The organism is Sphingomonas sp. GW821-FHT10F09, assembly GCF_058809195.1.
Map to the genome: position 1 here is coordinate 1 of NZ_JBXASI010000007.1, position 16,215 is coordinate 16,215.

The window sequence follows — 16,215 nt, forward strand, 5'->3', positions numbered from 1 at the left end:
AGCGCGGCCAGCCCGTCCGCCCCCCGTGCCGCGGCCAGCGCCGCCTGCACCGCCGGCCGCGACGGCAGCCGATCCGCCGGCACCGCGACGAACCGCGCCAGCGCCCGGCGTGCGTCGGCGGTGGGGCCGACATCGCCGGGCGCACGATGCGGCGCGGCCCGCCGCCACTCGATCGGCCCCTCGGTGCGCAACGGCGGCGACTGCATCATGCCCGCGACATGCGGACACATCTGCAGATGGTGCACATCATCTTGAAGTGAAAGGATTTTTGCAGTCATGGCACCGACTTGGTAGCGGAATGATCTTAAAGTACGCTTTATCGCACGATACTCTTCAGTATCCACAAGACTTGGTGACTGTTCTCATCCTGATTAGCCCCGTAAAAAATGGCGCGTTCTCAGTGATATAGGTTTGTCGCGTCTTTGATTGCACAATTGTCGTCCCGGATCGACGCATGATCGTACGCAAGATCTTAACGATGACAGCTATACCCGACGTTGCGACGTCTTCATCGCATCACGACCGGAGCTGCCCGTGACCTTGCCGAGCCATATTCCAGCCGTTGCCGCGGATTCGGGCCGCACGATGGTGGCCCCGATCGCGATCGTCGGCCTGTCCGGCCGCTATCCCAAGGCGCCCGATCTCGACACGCTGTGGCGGAACCTGATCGGCCGCGTCGATGCGGTGGGCGAGGCGGACGGCAGCCGCTGGGACCTCGGCCATCATGTCGCGGGCACCTCGAACGGCACGCGCATCTATACGAAGGCGGGCGGCTTCCTCGACCGGATCGACGCGTTCGACGCCGACTTCTTCGGCATCACCCCGCGCGAGGCGAAGCAGATCGATCCGCAGCATCGCCTGCTGCTCGAACTGGCATGGGAGGCCTTCGAGAGCGCCGGCATCGTCCCCGCGACGCTGTCGGGCAGCGCGACCGGCGTGTTCGTCGGCATTTCCGGCAACGACTACGCCAATCTGGCGCAGGACGAGGTCCCCGATGCCTACACCAACATCGGCAGCGCCCTGTCGATCGCCGCCAACCGCATCTCCTACGTCTTCGATTTCCACGGGCCAAGCATGGCGATCGACACCGCCTGCTCCTCGTCGATGGTCGCGATCCATCAGGCGTGCCGGGCGCTTGCGTCGGGCGAGGCGGAAGCCGCGCTCGCCGGCGGCATCAACATCCTGGCGAGCCACCGCCCCTTCATCGGCTTCGCCCGCGCCTCGATGCTGTCACCGGACGGGCGCTGCAAGAGCTTCGACGCCGACGGCAAGGGCTATGTCCGGGCCGAGGGCGGCGGGCTGATCCTGCTCAAGCGGCTGGAGGATGCGGAGCGGGACGGTGACCCGATCCTTGCGGTAATCCGCGCCACAGGCGTCAATTCCGATGGCCGCACCATGGGCATGGCCCTCCCCAACGGCGAGGCGCAGGAGGCGTTGCTGCGGCAGGTCTATGGCGCGAGCGGCGTGGCGGCGGACGACGTCTTCTACGTCGAGGCGCACGGCACCGGCACCGCCGCGGGCGACCCGATCGAATGCGGCGCGATCGGCCGCGTGCTGGGGACGCCGCGCACCGGCGTGGGCGACGTCTGCCGGATCGGATCGATCAAGTCGAACATCGGCCACCTCGAATCCGGCGCTGGCATCGCCGGCCTGACCAAGGTGCTGCTGTCGATCCGTCACCGCGCGCTGCCCGGCAACCTCCATTTCGACACGCCCAACCCCAAGATCGCGTTCGACGACTGGAAGCTGCAGGTCGTCGATCGCGTCACCCCCCTGCCCGACCGCGCCGGACCGCTGCGCTTCGGCGTCAATTCGTTCGGCTTCGGCGGCACCAACGCGCATCTCATCCTCGAGGAATATCGCGGGGTGGCGGCGCCGGTCGCAACCCCGGCGACCGCGCCCGTCTGGAACCCGCTGCTGATCCTGTCGGCCCAGTCGCCCGCCGCACTGGACGCGCAGGCCGAGGCCTATATCGCGCAGCTCGACGGCATCGACACCGCCGAATGGGACCGCATCAGGGCCGGCGCGGCACGACTGCGCGCGCTCCACGCGCACCGCCTCGTCCTGTGGGCGGAAAGCGCGGCGGATGCCCGCAAGCAGCTGATCGCCTTCCGCGCCGGCGAAACCCCCGCTCTGTCGAGCGCGGTCCGCGGTCGCGGCCTTGGCGCCGCGGGCGCCGCGCCGATCGCCTTCGTCTTTTCGGGCAACGGCCCGCAATGGTGGGGGATGGGCCGCGAGCTGCTCGCCGAATGCTCCCCGTTCCGCGCCGCGATCGAGGAGGTCGACGCGATCTTCGCGCCCTTGTCCGGCTGGTCGCTGATCGAGCGCATGGCGCGCGACGAGGCGGACACCGATATCGCACTGACCGAGGTCGCGCAGCCGATGCTGTTCGCGCAGCAGGTCGCGCTGTGCCGCGTCCTCACGCTGGCGGGCATCGCGCCGGCGGCGGTCTTCGGCCACAGCGTCGGCGAGGCCGCGGCCGCCTGGGCATCCGGGGCACTCAGCCTCGAACAGGCGACGACGGTGATCTACCACCGCAGCCAGCAGCAGGCGACGACACGCGGGGCCGGCAAGATGGCGGCGATCGGCCTGTCGCCGGCGGAAGCGGAGCGCGAGATCGCCGACATCCCCGGCTGGATCGAGGTCGCCGCGGTCAATTCGCCGCGCGCGGTGACCGTCGCCGGTGACGAGGCAGCGCTGAGGATCCTCGAAGCGCGCCTGACCGAACGCGATAAGTTCGTCCGCATCCTCGCGCTCGACTATGCCTTCCACACCCGCGCGATGGACCCGATCGAAACGCCGCTCCGCGCCGCGCTCGACGACCTCGCCCCCGCCGCGACACGGGTGCCGATGGTGTCCACCGTCACCGGTGCGGTGATCGACGGCGAAACGCTCGACGCCGATTACTGGTGGCGCAACATCCGCTGCCCGGTCGCCTTCGACGCCGCCGCGCGCGCCGTGATCGAGGACATGGGGATCACCACCCTGCTCGAGGTCGGCCCGCATCCGGTGCTCAAGGACTATGTGCTTCAGGTCGCCAAGGCGGCCGGTATCGCCGGCGTCGATGCCCGCACCACGCTGCGTCGCCCATCCGAGCGCAAGCCCGCGCCGGAACTGGCGACCCTGCAAACCGCCATCACCGGCGTCTATGCCGCCGGTGCCGGCGCCGTCGCGACGCTGTTCCCGCACGTCGATCGCACGCTGACGCTGCCGACCGTCGCATGGCAGCGCCAGCGCCACTGGCGCGGCGGTGCGGAGATGCCCGATGCGGTGCCGGTCACGACGCGCGAACACGCCCTGCTCGGCGCACGCTCGCGCACGGCCGAGGGGGTGTGGACCAATGCGATCCAGCCGACGCTTCAACCGCACCTGCGCGACCATGTGATCCAGGACGCCGCGGTCTTCCCTGCGGCGGGCTACATCGAGATCAGCCTCGCCGCCGGCCGCCTGACGATGGGCAGCGAGCGGATCGACGTCGAGACGTTCGAGATCCTGCGTCCGCTCGTCCTGCCGGCCGACAGCGAACCGGTGATCGAAACCACGCTCGACGCCGCCGACGGCACCATCGTCATCCGGTCGCGCAGCGACGTCTTCGCCACCGATTACATCGTGCATTGCAAGGGCCGGCTGTCGAAAATGGACGGCACGCAGCCCGATCCGATCGACCTCGCCGCACTCCGCGCCGACCTGCCGGTATCGATCGCCGCGGCGGACCATTACGCTGGTTGTGACAGGCGCGGCCTGCGCTACGGCCCGACCTTCCAGGGCGTCCGCTCGATCGCGCTGACCGCCCCCGATGCCGCGACGCGCGTCGCGCTCGGCGAGGTCGCGCTCGACTGGCTGGGCGATACCGACCTCGCCGACAATCACTCGCATCCATCGATCGTCGACGGCTGTCTGCAGGTGCTCATCACGCTGATCGGCCAGACCGATGCGCGCGCCTGTGCCACCATCCCCGTGCAGGTCGATCGCGTCCGCTCGTTCGCGCCGATCCCGGCGCGGGTCTTCTGCCGCGTCACCCTGCGTCGCGAGAGCGAACGCTCGGGCGTTGCCGATATCGACGTCACCGATGCCGATGGCACGATCCTGTTGCAGCTGCTCGGCGCGCGCTTCCAGAAGGTCGAGTTCGGCGCCGTCGCGCTGACCCGCACCGCAGAGGACTGGCGTCCCGACCTCGGCTGGACGCCGCGCCTGTCGGGGGCGATCACGCTGCCTGAACTGGATACGCTGGTCGGCACGATCGCGGCCGATGCGATCGACCCGGCCCTGGTCGCCGGGATCGACCGGCTGATCGGCGGCCACGCGGTCGCCGCCCTGCGCGCGCTCGACGATACGGCCGACGACTTCACCATCGCCGGGCTGGCGCTGTCGGGCGAGGTCGAGGACGACCAGAGACCATTGCTGCGTGCGCTCGTCGCGATGGCGCAGGCGGACGGCGCCCTGACGCGCGACGATGCGACCGGGCGGTTCGGCTGGAATGCCGGCAACGATGCGATCGACACCCGGGCGACGCTGCGCAGGCTGATGCTCGACCATCCGGACTGGGTCGCGGAACTGGTCGCGATCAGCCGCGCCGGTGCCGGTCTGGTCGCAAGCCTGCGCGGCGAGCCCGACGCGGGGATCGCGATGGTCGAGGCGCTGGAGGACGGCGCGCCCAGCCGCGCCGCCGCGAACCGCGCCGCCGCCGACGTGCTGCGCCGTGTCGTCGCGGCATGGCCCGCCGGTCGCGGCATCCGCGTGCTGGAGATCGGCGGCGGCACCGGCGGCCTTGCCGCCGCGCTGCTCCCCGTGTTGCCACCGCAGCGTGGCGACTATCTGTTCACCGACCCGTCCGAGGCTTTGGTCGCCCGCGCGCAATACCGGTTCGGCGGCGAGATGCACGTCCGCGCCATGGTTCAGGACGATGCGCTGCTCGCGGATCGCGGCTTCGACGTCGTCGTCGCGGGCGCGGCGGAGGACCCGGCGGCACTCGCCGGCTATCTGGCGCCAGGCGGTGTGCTGATCGCGCTCCACCCGCACGCCAACCGGCTGACCACCCTGCTGCACGGCCCGGTCGAGGGCGGTCCGGGTCGCGATGCCGACCCGCTGCCGTTCAGCGCGCAACAGGTCGTGGCGGAGATATCGCCCTTCGGCCCCGACCTGATCGTCGCCCGACGCGACAGCGACGCGGAGGTCGTCATCCCCGCCGTGCCGGCCGACACCCGCCGCCGCACGCTGATCGTTACCGCAGCAGAGGTCGACACGCCCTTCCTCGCCGCATTGGTCGCCGCACTGGGGGCGCCCTCGGTGCGCGTCGTCGATCCCGCGACGCTGGACGATGCCGCGATGGCCGCGCTGGTCGCGGAGGAGCATCCCGACGAATTCGTCCACCTCGCCGGCTGGGCACATCGCGCCGACGCCGCCGATGGCGCCACGATGCGCGGCTATCAGGACGGCCGCGCGTTCAGCCTGATCGCGCTGGTCAAGGCGATCGAGACGCATATCGCCGACCATCCGGACGACATCGACTTCCAGCCGCATCTGCGCATCGTCACCCGCGGCGCACTGGGCGGCGTCGCCACCGGCCCGATCGATCCGTTCCAGGCGACCGCCGCCGGCATCGGCCGCGTCATGGCGAACGAGGTAGGCAGCCTGCAATGCCGCCTGATCGACGTCCATGCCGAACCGGACGACGTGGCCGCGGCGCAGGACGTCGCCCGCGCGCTGCTCACCACCGGTGACGAGCCCGAGGTGCAGCTGGTCGACGGGATGCGCTACGTCGCGCGCGTCCGCGAGACCGGCCATGTCGAGCAGGCGCGGCTCGCCCCGTCATCGAAGCCGCTCCCCGCCTACCGCCTCGACACGCAGGCGCAGGGCGGGCTCGATTCGCTCCACCTGCGCGAGATCGTCCGCCGCGCCCCCGATCCGGGCGAGGTCGAGATCCGCATCGCCGCCGCCGGCCTCAACTTCCGCGACGTGCTGTGGGCGATGGGCATGCTGCCCGAGGAGGCGGTGGAGCAGGGCTTTTCCGGCGCGACGATCGGCATGGAATGTTCCGGCATCGTCGAGCGCGTCGGCGCGGGCGTCGGTCATGTCGCGGTCGGCGACCGGGTCGTCGCCTTCGCCTCCTCCACCTTCGCGACGCATGTCACCACCGCCGCGATCGGCGTCGCCCGGCTGGCGGACGATATCGGGCTGGCGGCGGGCGCCACGATCCCGACGACCTTCGTCACCGCCTGGTATGCGCTCGACCATCTCGCACGGCTGGAACCGGGCGAATCGATCCTGATCCACGGTGCCGCCGGCGGCGTCGGCCTCGCCGCGATCCAGATCGCGAAGATGAAGGGCGCGACCGTCTTCGCCACCGCGGGCGCGGACGACAAGCAGCGGCTGGTCCGCGACATGGGCGCCGACCACGTCCTCCATTCGCGTTCGCTCGCCTTCGCGGACGAGGTGATGCGGCTGAACGGCGGCAAGGGCGTCGATGTCGTGCTCAATTCGCTGGCGGGGGAGGCGATCACCAAGGGGTTGCAATTGCTCAGGCCGTTCGGCCGCTTCCTCGAGATCGGCAAGCGCGACCTGTACGCCAACAGCCGCATCGGGCTGCGGCCGTTTCGCCAGAATCTGAGCTATTTCGGCATCGACGCCGACACGCTGCTGGTCGAACGCCCGGAACTCGGCGCGCGCGTCTTCGCCGAAGTGTCGGCGCATCTCGCCAGCGGTGCGCTGCGACCGCTGCCCTATCTGTCCACCCCGATCGGGCGGGCGCACGAAGCCTTTCGCGCGATGCAGCAGTCGCGCCACGTCGGCAAACTGGTGGTGACGATCGATCATGACGCCCCGCCCCCCGCGGTCGCGCCGATCGATGGCGTGCGGCTGCGCGCGGATGCGACCTATGTCGTGTCGGGCGGCCTCGGCGGCTTCGGCCTCGCCACCGCGATCTGGCTGGCGGAGCGCGGGGCGCGGCACCTCGCGCTGTTCGGCCGACGCGGCGATACCACCGAGGAAGCGCAGGCGGGCATCGCCACGCTAACCGCGATGGGCGTGACGGTGAAGCCCATCGCGCTCGACGTCACCGACGGCGACGCGGTCGATGCGGCCTTCGCCGCGATCCGCACCGCGATGCCGCCGATCCGCGGCATCGTCCATGCCGCGGCGGTGATCGAGGATGCGCCGATCATCATGATCGACCGCGAGCTGATGCACCGCGTCATGGCCGCCAAGATGCAGGGGGCATGGAACCTGCACCGCGCCTCGCTGGCCGATCCGATCGAGCAGTTCGTGCTCTATTCGTCGTCCAGCGCGGTGGTCGGCAATCCGGGCCAGGCCGCCTATGTGGCCGCGAACCTGTTCCTCGATTCGCTCGCACAGCTGCGCCGCGCCGCGGGCCTGCCCGCGCTGTCGATCGGCTGGGGCGCGATCAAGGGCGCCGGCTTCCTGACCCGCAACGCGCAGGTCGAGGAGATGCTGTCGAGCCGCGCCGGCATGGGCGCGACGCCGTATCCGGTCGCGCTGGAGGACCTCGGCCGCATGCTCGCGGTCGATGCGACGCGGGTCGCGGTGGCGCAGTTCAACCTGCTCCGCCTCGGCCAGTCGCTCGCACTCGCCCGCACGCCCCGCTTCGAACGGCTGGTGCCGCAGGGGATCAACGTCGCCATGGCCGGCGGCGGATCGATGGCGGGGGTGCTGGAGGCGGCGGGCGAGGACGAACGGTTCGACCTCCTCATGACGATCGTCCGCGAACAGGTCGCCCGCGTCGTCGGATCGACCGCCGCGCAGATCGAGCCCGATCGCGCGCTCGCCGAACTCGGCCTCGATTCGCTGATGGCGGTCGAGCTGGCCGAATCGCTGGAGCAGGAGATCGGCCGCCCCGTCTCCGTCATGCAGATGATCCAGGCCGGCACCGTGCTGGGGGTCGTCAACGTCGCGATGCGCAGCATCCGCGCCAGGGGAACGGCGGCGGACGGCGCTGCCGCGGCGGCGCTCGCCGATGCCGCCTGAACCGGGCGTCGGCGCCGGCCGGCGCGGGATCGCCGCCCGGCTGACCTTCCTGTCGGAAGCCGCACCGCTCATCATCTCGCGCGCCGGCCTCGCGATGATGGGCATCGTCGACATGGCGATGCTCGCCCGCCACGGCTCGGCGGACCTTGCGGCGGCGGCGCTGGCGGAGGGCAGCTTCGGCCGCATCCTCGACATCTGCGTCGCCTTCCTCGTCGGCGCGCTGCCGCTGCTCGGGATCGCGCAGGGCAAAGGCGATGCCGCCGCCGCGCTCGCGATTTGGCGGCGCGGCTGCGTCGCCGCGCTGGCGCTGGGCGCGCTGTGCCTGTTGCTCGCCGCCGCTGCCGGCCCCCTGTTCCTGCGCGCCGGACAATCGCCGGCGCTGTCCGCCACCGCCGGCCGCGTCGTCGCGATCCACGGTGCCGGCGCCGCCTTCGCCCTCGTCGCGGTGGCGAGCGCGGTGTTCCTCGAAGGGATGAAGCGCGCGTCCGTCGTCGCGCTGGCGGTCATCGTCGCGAACCTCGCCAATCTCGCGTTCAACCCGCTGTTCATCGCCGGCGGCCGGGGCATTCCCGCGATGGGCGCGGCGGGGTCCGCATTGGTGACGCTCCTCGTCCGCATCGCCCTGTGCGCGATGCTGGTGGCGATGACCGCGCGCGCGGCGCAGCGCCTCGGCGAACCGCTGCTGCGCCATCCGGTCCTGCGCGATGCGGCCGGTCGCGAACAATGGCGGATCGGCGCGACGATCGCCGGCACCGCGGCATCGATGCACGTCTTCGGCATCGGGCTGACGATCATGGCGGGGTGGCAGGGCGCGCTCGCGCTCGGTGCCTATTGTTCGTGCTGGGTCCTCAACCTTCCCTTCATGCTGTTCGCCGGCGGCTATGGCGATGCCGCGACGCTGCGGGTGGCGCGGGGCGAGCGCCACCGCCTCCTGCGCGACGCGGCGATGCTCGCGCTCTGGCTGGCGGTGCCGGCGCTGATCCTGACGGGCGGCGCGGCCCGTGTCGCCGGGCTCTACAGCGGCGACCCTGCGATGCAGGCGCTGCTCGCCCGTCTGCTGCCGATGAGCGGCGTGGTGCTGTGGCTCGACGGCATGGGGCTGTTCCTGATCGCCGCGCTGCGCGGTCGCCGCGACGTCACCGTGCCGGCCGCGATCCAGATCGCGACGATGGCGCTGACCGTGCCGCTCGCCGCCGGATCAGCCGGGGCACTGGGCCACGGCATCGCCGGCATGGTCGCCGCGATTCTCGCCACCAGCGTGCTGCGCCTCGCCCTGCTCGCCGGCCGCGCCGCCCCGCTGTTCGGCCCGCTACCGCGGCCCGCCCCCCTGCTCCCCGATACGAGGCCGCTGTGACCGCTCCCGCGCCGACCGACCACGACTGGCATCCGCTCGGCCTCGCCCAGCATGGCGTGTGGCTCGACACGCTGCTGCTCGCCGATCCCGCCGCCTATCGCGTCGCCACGACGCTGCGGGTGCATGCGCCGCTCGACGTCGCGACCTTGCGCGCCGCGACCGATGCGTTGGTCGCCGATCATGAGGCGCTGCGCCTGCGGATCGATGCCGACCAGCCCCGCCAGCGGATCGCGGCGGCGGCCGACGCCTTCCTCCTCACCGATCTCGCCGACGCCGACGCGCTCGACGCGCATCTGGCGGCGGCGATGCGGCAGGGCTTTCCGCTCGGCGACGCCCCCCTGTTCCGTGTCGAGGCGATCCGCATCGCGCCCGCCGACTGGTGCATCCAGATCGCCGCACATCACCTGATCTGCGATGGCGTGTCGATGGCGATGCTCGAAGGGGCGTGGACCGCGCATTACGACCGGCTCGCCGGCCGACCCGTTGCCCGCCCGCCGCTCGCCGCATCCGGCATCGTCGCCGGCATCGCCGACGATCAGGCCTATGCCGCATCCCCCGCGATCGACGCGGACCTCGCCTATTGGCGCGACCGCATGACGCCGCTGCCGGCACTCGCGTTCGACGATCGCCCCACCCCCGACACCGGCGGCGACGGCCCGCCGCCATTGGTGATCGCCCCCGATCGCTATGCCGCGATCGCCGCCGCCGCCCGGACGATGGCGACCACGCCGCATCGCGTGCTGGTCGCGGTGGCGGGCATCGCGCTTGCCCGCCGCTCCGGGCATGACGACATCGCGATCGGCATGGCGCTGCACGGGCGCGAGCCGGCGATGATGAACGCCGTCGGCATGTTCGCGCGGATGATCCCGATCCGCTGCCCCGCCCGCCCCGGCGCGACGCTCTCCGACACCGTCAAGGCGATCACCGCCGGGATCGACGCCGACCTGCGCCACGCCCGCCTGCCGATCGATCGGCTCGGCCGCGAGCTCGGGCTGGCCGCGCAGGGCCGGCTGCACCTGTTCGACGCGGCGGTGACGATCATGCCGTGGCTCGGCGATGCCGCCGAGCCGACGCTCGCGGGTGCGGCGATCGGGCACCCGGCGTCGGCGAAGCACGAAACCACGCCTTTGTCCTTCTACATGCGCGAAACCGCCGAGGGCGGCATGACGATCGCCTTCGGCTTCGCGCCCGAACGGCTCGGCGGCGCGGAGGTCGCGCGGATCGCCGACCGCTTCGATGCGATCCTCAAGCGCCTGTGCGAACGCCCGGCGACGAAGCTGTCCGCGCTGTCGCCCCTGACGCCGACGGAGGCACGGGCGATCGAAACCTTCGTCCGCGGTCGAACGGTTGCGATCCCGACGGGCACCGCGTTCGACCGGTTCGCCGCGCAGGTCGCCGCGACGCCGGATGGAATCGCGGTGATCGATGCCGAGGGTATGCTCGATTATGCCGCGCTCGACGCGCGCGCGACCCGCCTCGCGATGCGGCTGGTCGCGGCGGGCGTCGCCCCCGGTGCGATCGTCGTCGTCGCCCTCGACCGGTCGCCCGCCAGCGTCGCCGCGATCCTCGCCGTCGCCAAAGCCGGCGCGGTCTATCTGCCGGTCGATCCGGCGCATCCGCCCGCGCGCATCGCCACGATGGTCGCCGCCTGCGACGCCCGGATCGCGATCACCCGCGGCGGCGCCGATGCCTGCCTGCCCGCCGGCCTGCCCCGGCTCGACGTGGATCGCGACGACGGCGTGCGGGCGATGCTGCCCCCGCCGCCCACGGCCGGCGACCCGGCCTATGTCATCTTCACCTCGGGCTCGACGGGCGTTCCGAAGGGCGTGGTCGTGCCGCATCGCGCGCTCGTCAACCTCGACGTCGCGCGGCAGGACCACGACCCGATCGGGCCGGGCGACCGCGTGCTCGCAGCGATATCGGTCGGGTTCGACGTCTCGATCGGGCAGCTGCTGCTGCCGCTGCTGCGCGGTGCCGCGATCGTCGTCGCGCCCGAGCTGCGTGGCCTTGCCGCCGCCGATTTCTGGCAATTCCTCGCCGACCACGGCGTCACCCACGTCAACAGCGTGCCGTCCTTCCTCGACGCCATGCTCGACGCCGCACCCGCGGGGGCCCGCCTCACCCGGCTGATGCTCGGCGGCGAGCCGCTGTCCGCCGCGCTTGCGGACAAGCTGCGCATCCGCCTCGACGGCACGGCGATCGTCAACGTCTACGGCCCGACGGAGGCGTGCATCGACGCCAGCGTCTATCCCGTTCCCGCTCGCCTCGACCCCACGGTCGCGGCGCTGCCGATCGGCCGGCCGTTGCCCAATTATGCGCTCCACATCCTCGATGCCGCGGGCGCGAGCGTCGGTATCGGCCATGTCGGCGAATTGCACATCGGCGGCCCCGGCCTCGCCACCGGCTATCTCGGCGCGCCGGCGCTGACCGCGGACCGGTTCGTCGAGACCGACCACGGCCGCCTCTACCGCACCGGCGACCTGGCGGCATGGCGTGAGGACGGGCAGGTCGCCTTCCTCGGCCGGGTCGACGGGCAGGTGAAGATCCGCGGCCATCGCATCGAAACCGGCGAGGTCGAGGCGGTCTTGCTCCGCCACCCCGCGGTCGCGCAGGCGGCGGTGATCGCCCGCGCCGACGCCCGCGGGCTGCTCCGCCTGCTCGGCTATGTCGTCGCCGATGGCGGAGTCGATGCGGGGGCGCTGACCGCGCATGTCGCCGCCAGCCTGCCCGAATACATGGTCCCCGCCGCGATCCTGACGCTGCCCGCGCTGCCGCTGACCGCGAACGGCAAGCTCGATGCGCGCGCCCTGCCCGATCCCGCGCACGAGGCGAGCAGCGGCAGCCCGCCCGTCGCCCCGACCGAGATCCTCGTCGCCGGCCTGTTCGCGGAACTGCTGGGCATCACGGCGGTCGGGCGCGAGGACGACTTCTTCCGGCTGGGCGGTCATTCGCTGGTCGCGACGCAGGTGGCGACGCGGCTGCGCGATCGTCATGCGCTCGCCGTGCCGATCCGCACGCTGTTCGAGGCGCCGACCGTCGCCGGCTTCGCCGCGCGGCTCGACCGTCTCGGCGCGAGCGATGTCCCGCGACCGCCGCTCGCCCGCAGCGACCCGCGACCCGCGACGCTGCCGCTGTCGTTCGCGCAGGACCGCTTGTGGTTCACCGACCGGATGATGCCGGGGACGGCGCTCTACACCATGCCGCTGCTGTTCCGGGTCGACGGTGCGATCGACCCGCAGCGGCTCGCCGGCGCGCTGGACGCGCTGCTCGCCCGGCATCCCGCGCTGAGGACCCGGTTCGCCGAACAGGGCGGCGTCGCGTCCCAGCATGTCGATCCCCCCGGGCCGATGCCCTTCGCGATCGTCGACCTGTGCGGCGCCCCGGCCGACGCCGTACAGGCGCGCGCGATGGCGGAGGCGTTGCGGCCCTTCGATCTCGGCACGGCGCCGCTGTGCCGCTTCACGCTGCTGCGGCTGGCCGACGACCGGCACCTCGCGATATTCGTCGTGCATCATATCGTCGCCGACGGCTGGTCGATGGGGGTGCTGCTCGCCGAGCTCGGCGCATTGTATGCCGGTGCGGGCGATACCCTGCCGCCACTCGATATCGACTATAGCGATTATGCGCTGTGGCAGCGCGACCTGCTCGCCGGCCCCGAACTGGATCGGCAGATCGCCTTCTGGACGCGGGAACTGGCCGACGCGCCGGCATTGCTCGCGCTCCCCACCGATCGCCCGCGTCCGCCCGAGCAGAGCCATCGCGGCGGCCTCCACCCCGTCGTGCTGCCGCCTACGCTCGCCGCGCGCATCGCCGCCTTCGCGCGCGATCGCCACGCCAGCGTCTTCATCGTGCTGATCGCCGCATGGACCGCGACGCTGGCGCGGTGGAGCGGGCAGGACGATCTCGTCGTCGGCACTGCGATGGCGGGGCGGACCGACAGCCGGCTGGAGCCGCTGGTCGGCCTGTTCGTCAACACGCTGCCCGTGCGTGCGACGATCGACATGGACGCGGGATTCGCGACGCTGGTCGACGCCTTTCGCGACCGCATGCTCGACGTGCATGCGCATCAGGACGTGCCGTTCGAAAAACTGGTCGAGGCACTGCGCCCGCCGCGCGACCCCGGCCACCATCCGCTGTTCCAGACGATGTTCGTGCTGCAGAACACGCCCGCCGACGCGTTCGCGCTGGGCGACACGCGGCTCGAACCGGTCGCGCTGCCGGCGGCGCCGGCACGCTTCGACCTGACGCTGTCGCTCGGCGAGGGTGCGAACGGCATCGCGGGCGAGATCAGCTATGCCGCCGACCTGTTCGATGCCGCGACGATCGTCCGGCTGGCGGATCGGTTCGCGACGCTGCTCGACGCCGCGCTGGACGATCCCGCCGGGGCGCTCGGCCGGGTGGCGATGATCGGTGCGGAGGAACGCGCGACGCTGCTGACGTGGAGCCGCGACGGCTCCGCGCCGATCCCGCCGGCCACCATCCCCGCGCTGTTCGCCGCGCAGGTGGCGCGCACGCCCGACGCCACGGCGGTCATGCATGACGATGTCGCGCTGACCTATGCGGAGCTGGATGCGCGGTCGGATGCGCTGGCGACGGCGCTCGCGGCGCTCGGTGTCGGCCCCGATGTCGCGGTGGCGACGATGCTGCCGCGCTCGGTCGACCTGTCGGTGGCGGCGCTCGGCGTGATGAAGGCGGGCGGCATCTACCTGCCGCTGATGCCCGACCATCCGCCTGCGCGGCTGGCGGCGGCGGTCGCGGCGGCGGGTGCGCGTATCGCGGTCGCCGCACGCGGGATCGCGGCGCTGCTGCCGCCGATGGCGGCGGTGGTGCTGGTCGAGGACCTCGTTCCCGGCGCGCGCTTCGTTCCCGCTATCCCGCCCGAACCCGCGACGATCGCCTATGGCATCTTCACCTCGGGATCGACCGGGACGCCCAAATGCGTTGCCATGTCGCACGGCGGCCTCGCGCATCTCGCCCGCGCGCGGCTGGCACACGACCCGATCGTGCCGGGCGACCGCGTGCTCGCGACGTTCAGCGTCAGCTCCGACGTCAGCGTCGGTCAGCTGGTCACCCCGCTGCTCAGCGGCGCGACCGTCGTCGTCGCCGACGAACTCGCCGGCATGGCCCCGGCCGCCTTCTGGCGGCTGGTCGCCGACGCGCGGATCACGCACATCAACAGCGGCCCCGCCTATATGGCGGCGGTGATCGACGCGGCCCCGGCCGGCCTGCCGCTCAAGCGCCTGATGCTGGGGGGCGAGCCATTCCCGGTCGCCCTCGCCGCCCGGTTGCAGGCGCGGTTGCCGGGGGTGGAGCTGTTCAACATGTACGGGCCGACGGAAACCTGCATCGACGCGGTCTGCCACCGGGCGAGCGGCACGGAAGCGACCGCCGGCCTGCCGATGGGCCGCCCCCTGCCGGGCTATGCGCTGTCGGTGCTGACCCCGCACGGCGACCTCGCCGGGATCGGCGTCACCGGCGAGATCCATATCGGCGGCCCGGCGCTGGCGGCCGGCTATCTCGGCCGCCCGGACCTGACCGCGGAGCGCTTCGTCGAGCGCGACGGCCGGCGACTCTACCGCACCGGCGACCTCGGCCGCTGGACCGCCGACGGCCGGCTCGAATTCGCCGGCCGCATCGACCAGCAGATCAAGCTGCGCGGCTTCCGCATCGAACCCGGCGAGATCGAGGCGGCGCTGTGCGCGCATCCCGCCATCGCCGCCGCCGCGGTCGTCGTCGGCGGCGAGGGCGCCGAGCGACGGCTGCTCGCCTATCTGGTCGCCGAACCGGACCGCGACGCACCCCCGCCCCCCGCCGAGCTGGTCCGCCACCTCACCGAGCGGCTGCCCGATGCGATGGTGCCGCGCGCCTATCGCTTCCTCGACGCCATCCCCTTCACCGCCCATGCCAAGCTCGACGTCGCGCGCCTGCCCGCGATACCGGTCGAAGCGGATGCGGTGGCCTTCGTCCCGCCCCGCGACGCGGCCGAGGCGGCGATGGCAGCACGCTGGGTCGCGATCCTCGGTGTCGACCGCGTCGGCATCCACGACAATTTCTTCGACCTCGGCGGCCATTCGCTCGCCGCACTGCGATTGATCGCAGGCATCGCGGCGGACGACGGGCGCGACATTCCCGTCGGCCTGCTGTTCCGCCACCAGACCGTCGCGACGCTCTGCGCGGCACTGGCGGGAGAGGTCGCGGCGAACACCGGCCCGCTGGTCCCGATCCAGCCGGGCGAAGGCCCGCCATTGTTCTGCGTCCACCCGATCGGCGGCGGCGTGTTCGGCTATGCCGCACTCGCCCGCGCGCTCGATCCGCACCGCATGGTCTACGGCCTGCAAGCCGCCGGCTTCGACGGTCCCGCCGATTTGCCCGACAGCGTCGCGGCGATGGCGGCCGGCTATGTCGCCGCGATCCGTGAAGTGCAGCCGGCGGGGCCCTATCATCTGCTCGGCCATTCGTTCGGCGGCCTCGTCGCGCATGCGATGGCGGTCGAACTGCTCGCGGCGGGCGAGCCGATCGGATCGCTGACCCTGCTCGATACCGACCGCTGCGACGCGGGGGCGCCGATCGTCACGCCGGCCGATATCCCCGACGGCCACCTCGCCCGGCTGGTCGCCAACGGCATCGCGATTGCCGGCCGCCATCGCCCGGCCGGGTGCGTACCATCGCTCACCTATCTGCGCGCCGACGGTGATGGCCGCGATACCGCGCGTGAGGCCTATTGGTGCGCGCTGGCGGACCATGCGGTGCGCGCCCGGCCGGTGTCCTGCGGCCATTATGCGATGCTCGATAGCGATCAGGCGGGCACGGTCGCCCGTCATATTACCGAAGCGGCCCTTAACCTCGTCGACACCCCGCCGCGGGTAGCAGCGGCATGATGC

Annotated in this window: 4 protein-coding genes; 3 read left to right on the top strand and 1 reads right to left on the bottom strand. The window is 72.1% G+C overall.

Translation table 11 applies throughout. The annotated features are described in order from the left end of the window. Positions 1 to 209, bottom strand: a 209-nt coding sequence (locus AC1RTO_RS17325) for a hypothetical protein (RefSeq protein ID WP_493162050.1), incomplete at its 3' end; no start/stop codon positions are given. A 376-nt stretch (positions 210 to 585) separates the two neighbouring features. Between AC1RTO_RS17325 and AC1RTO_RS17330 the strand changes: the two genes are divergently transcribed. Genes AC1RTO_RS17330 through AC1RTO_RS17340 form a run of 3 tightly spaced genes read left to right on the top strand, consistent with a single transcriptional unit; the run spans position 586 to position 16,212 of the window. After that, positions 586 to 7,980, top strand: coding sequence for an SDR family NAD(P)-dependent oxidoreductase (locus AC1RTO_RS17330; protein WP_493162052.1), 7,395 nt, complete (start codon positions 586 to 588; stop codon positions 7,978 to 7,980). Continuing rightward, on the top strand, positions 7,970 to 9,334 hold the full coding sequence (locus AC1RTO_RS17335; RefSeq protein ID WP_493162053.1) for an MATE family efflux transporter: 1,365 nt from the start codon (positions 7,970 to 7,972) through the stop codon (positions 9,332 to 9,334). Before AC1RTO_RS17330 ends, AC1RTO_RS17335 begins: the two co-directional genes overlap by 11 nt. Beyond that, positions 9,331 to 16,212 carry an amino acid adenylation domain-containing protein gene (locus tag AC1RTO_RS17340; RefSeq protein ID WP_493162054.1) on the top strand — a complete coding sequence of 2,294 codons (6,882 nt, stop codon included), beginning with the start codon at positions 9,331 to 9,333 and terminating at the stop codon, positions 16,210 to 16,212. The genes AC1RTO_RS17335 and AC1RTO_RS17340 overlap by 4 nt, the downstream gene beginning before the upstream one ends. The last annotated feature ends 3 nt before the right edge of the window (positions 16,213 to 16,215 follow it).

Excerpts from the sequence above, each read along its gene's own strand:
- AC1RTO_RS17330 (WP_493162052.1), top strand. The coding sequence starts at position 586 with ATGGTGGCCCCGATCGCGATCGTCGGCCTGTCCGGCCGCTATCCCAAG.
- AC1RTO_RS17335 (WP_493162053.1), top strand. The coding sequence starts at position 7,970 with ATGCCGCCTGAACCGGGCGTCGGCGCCGGCCGGCGCGGGATCGCCGCC.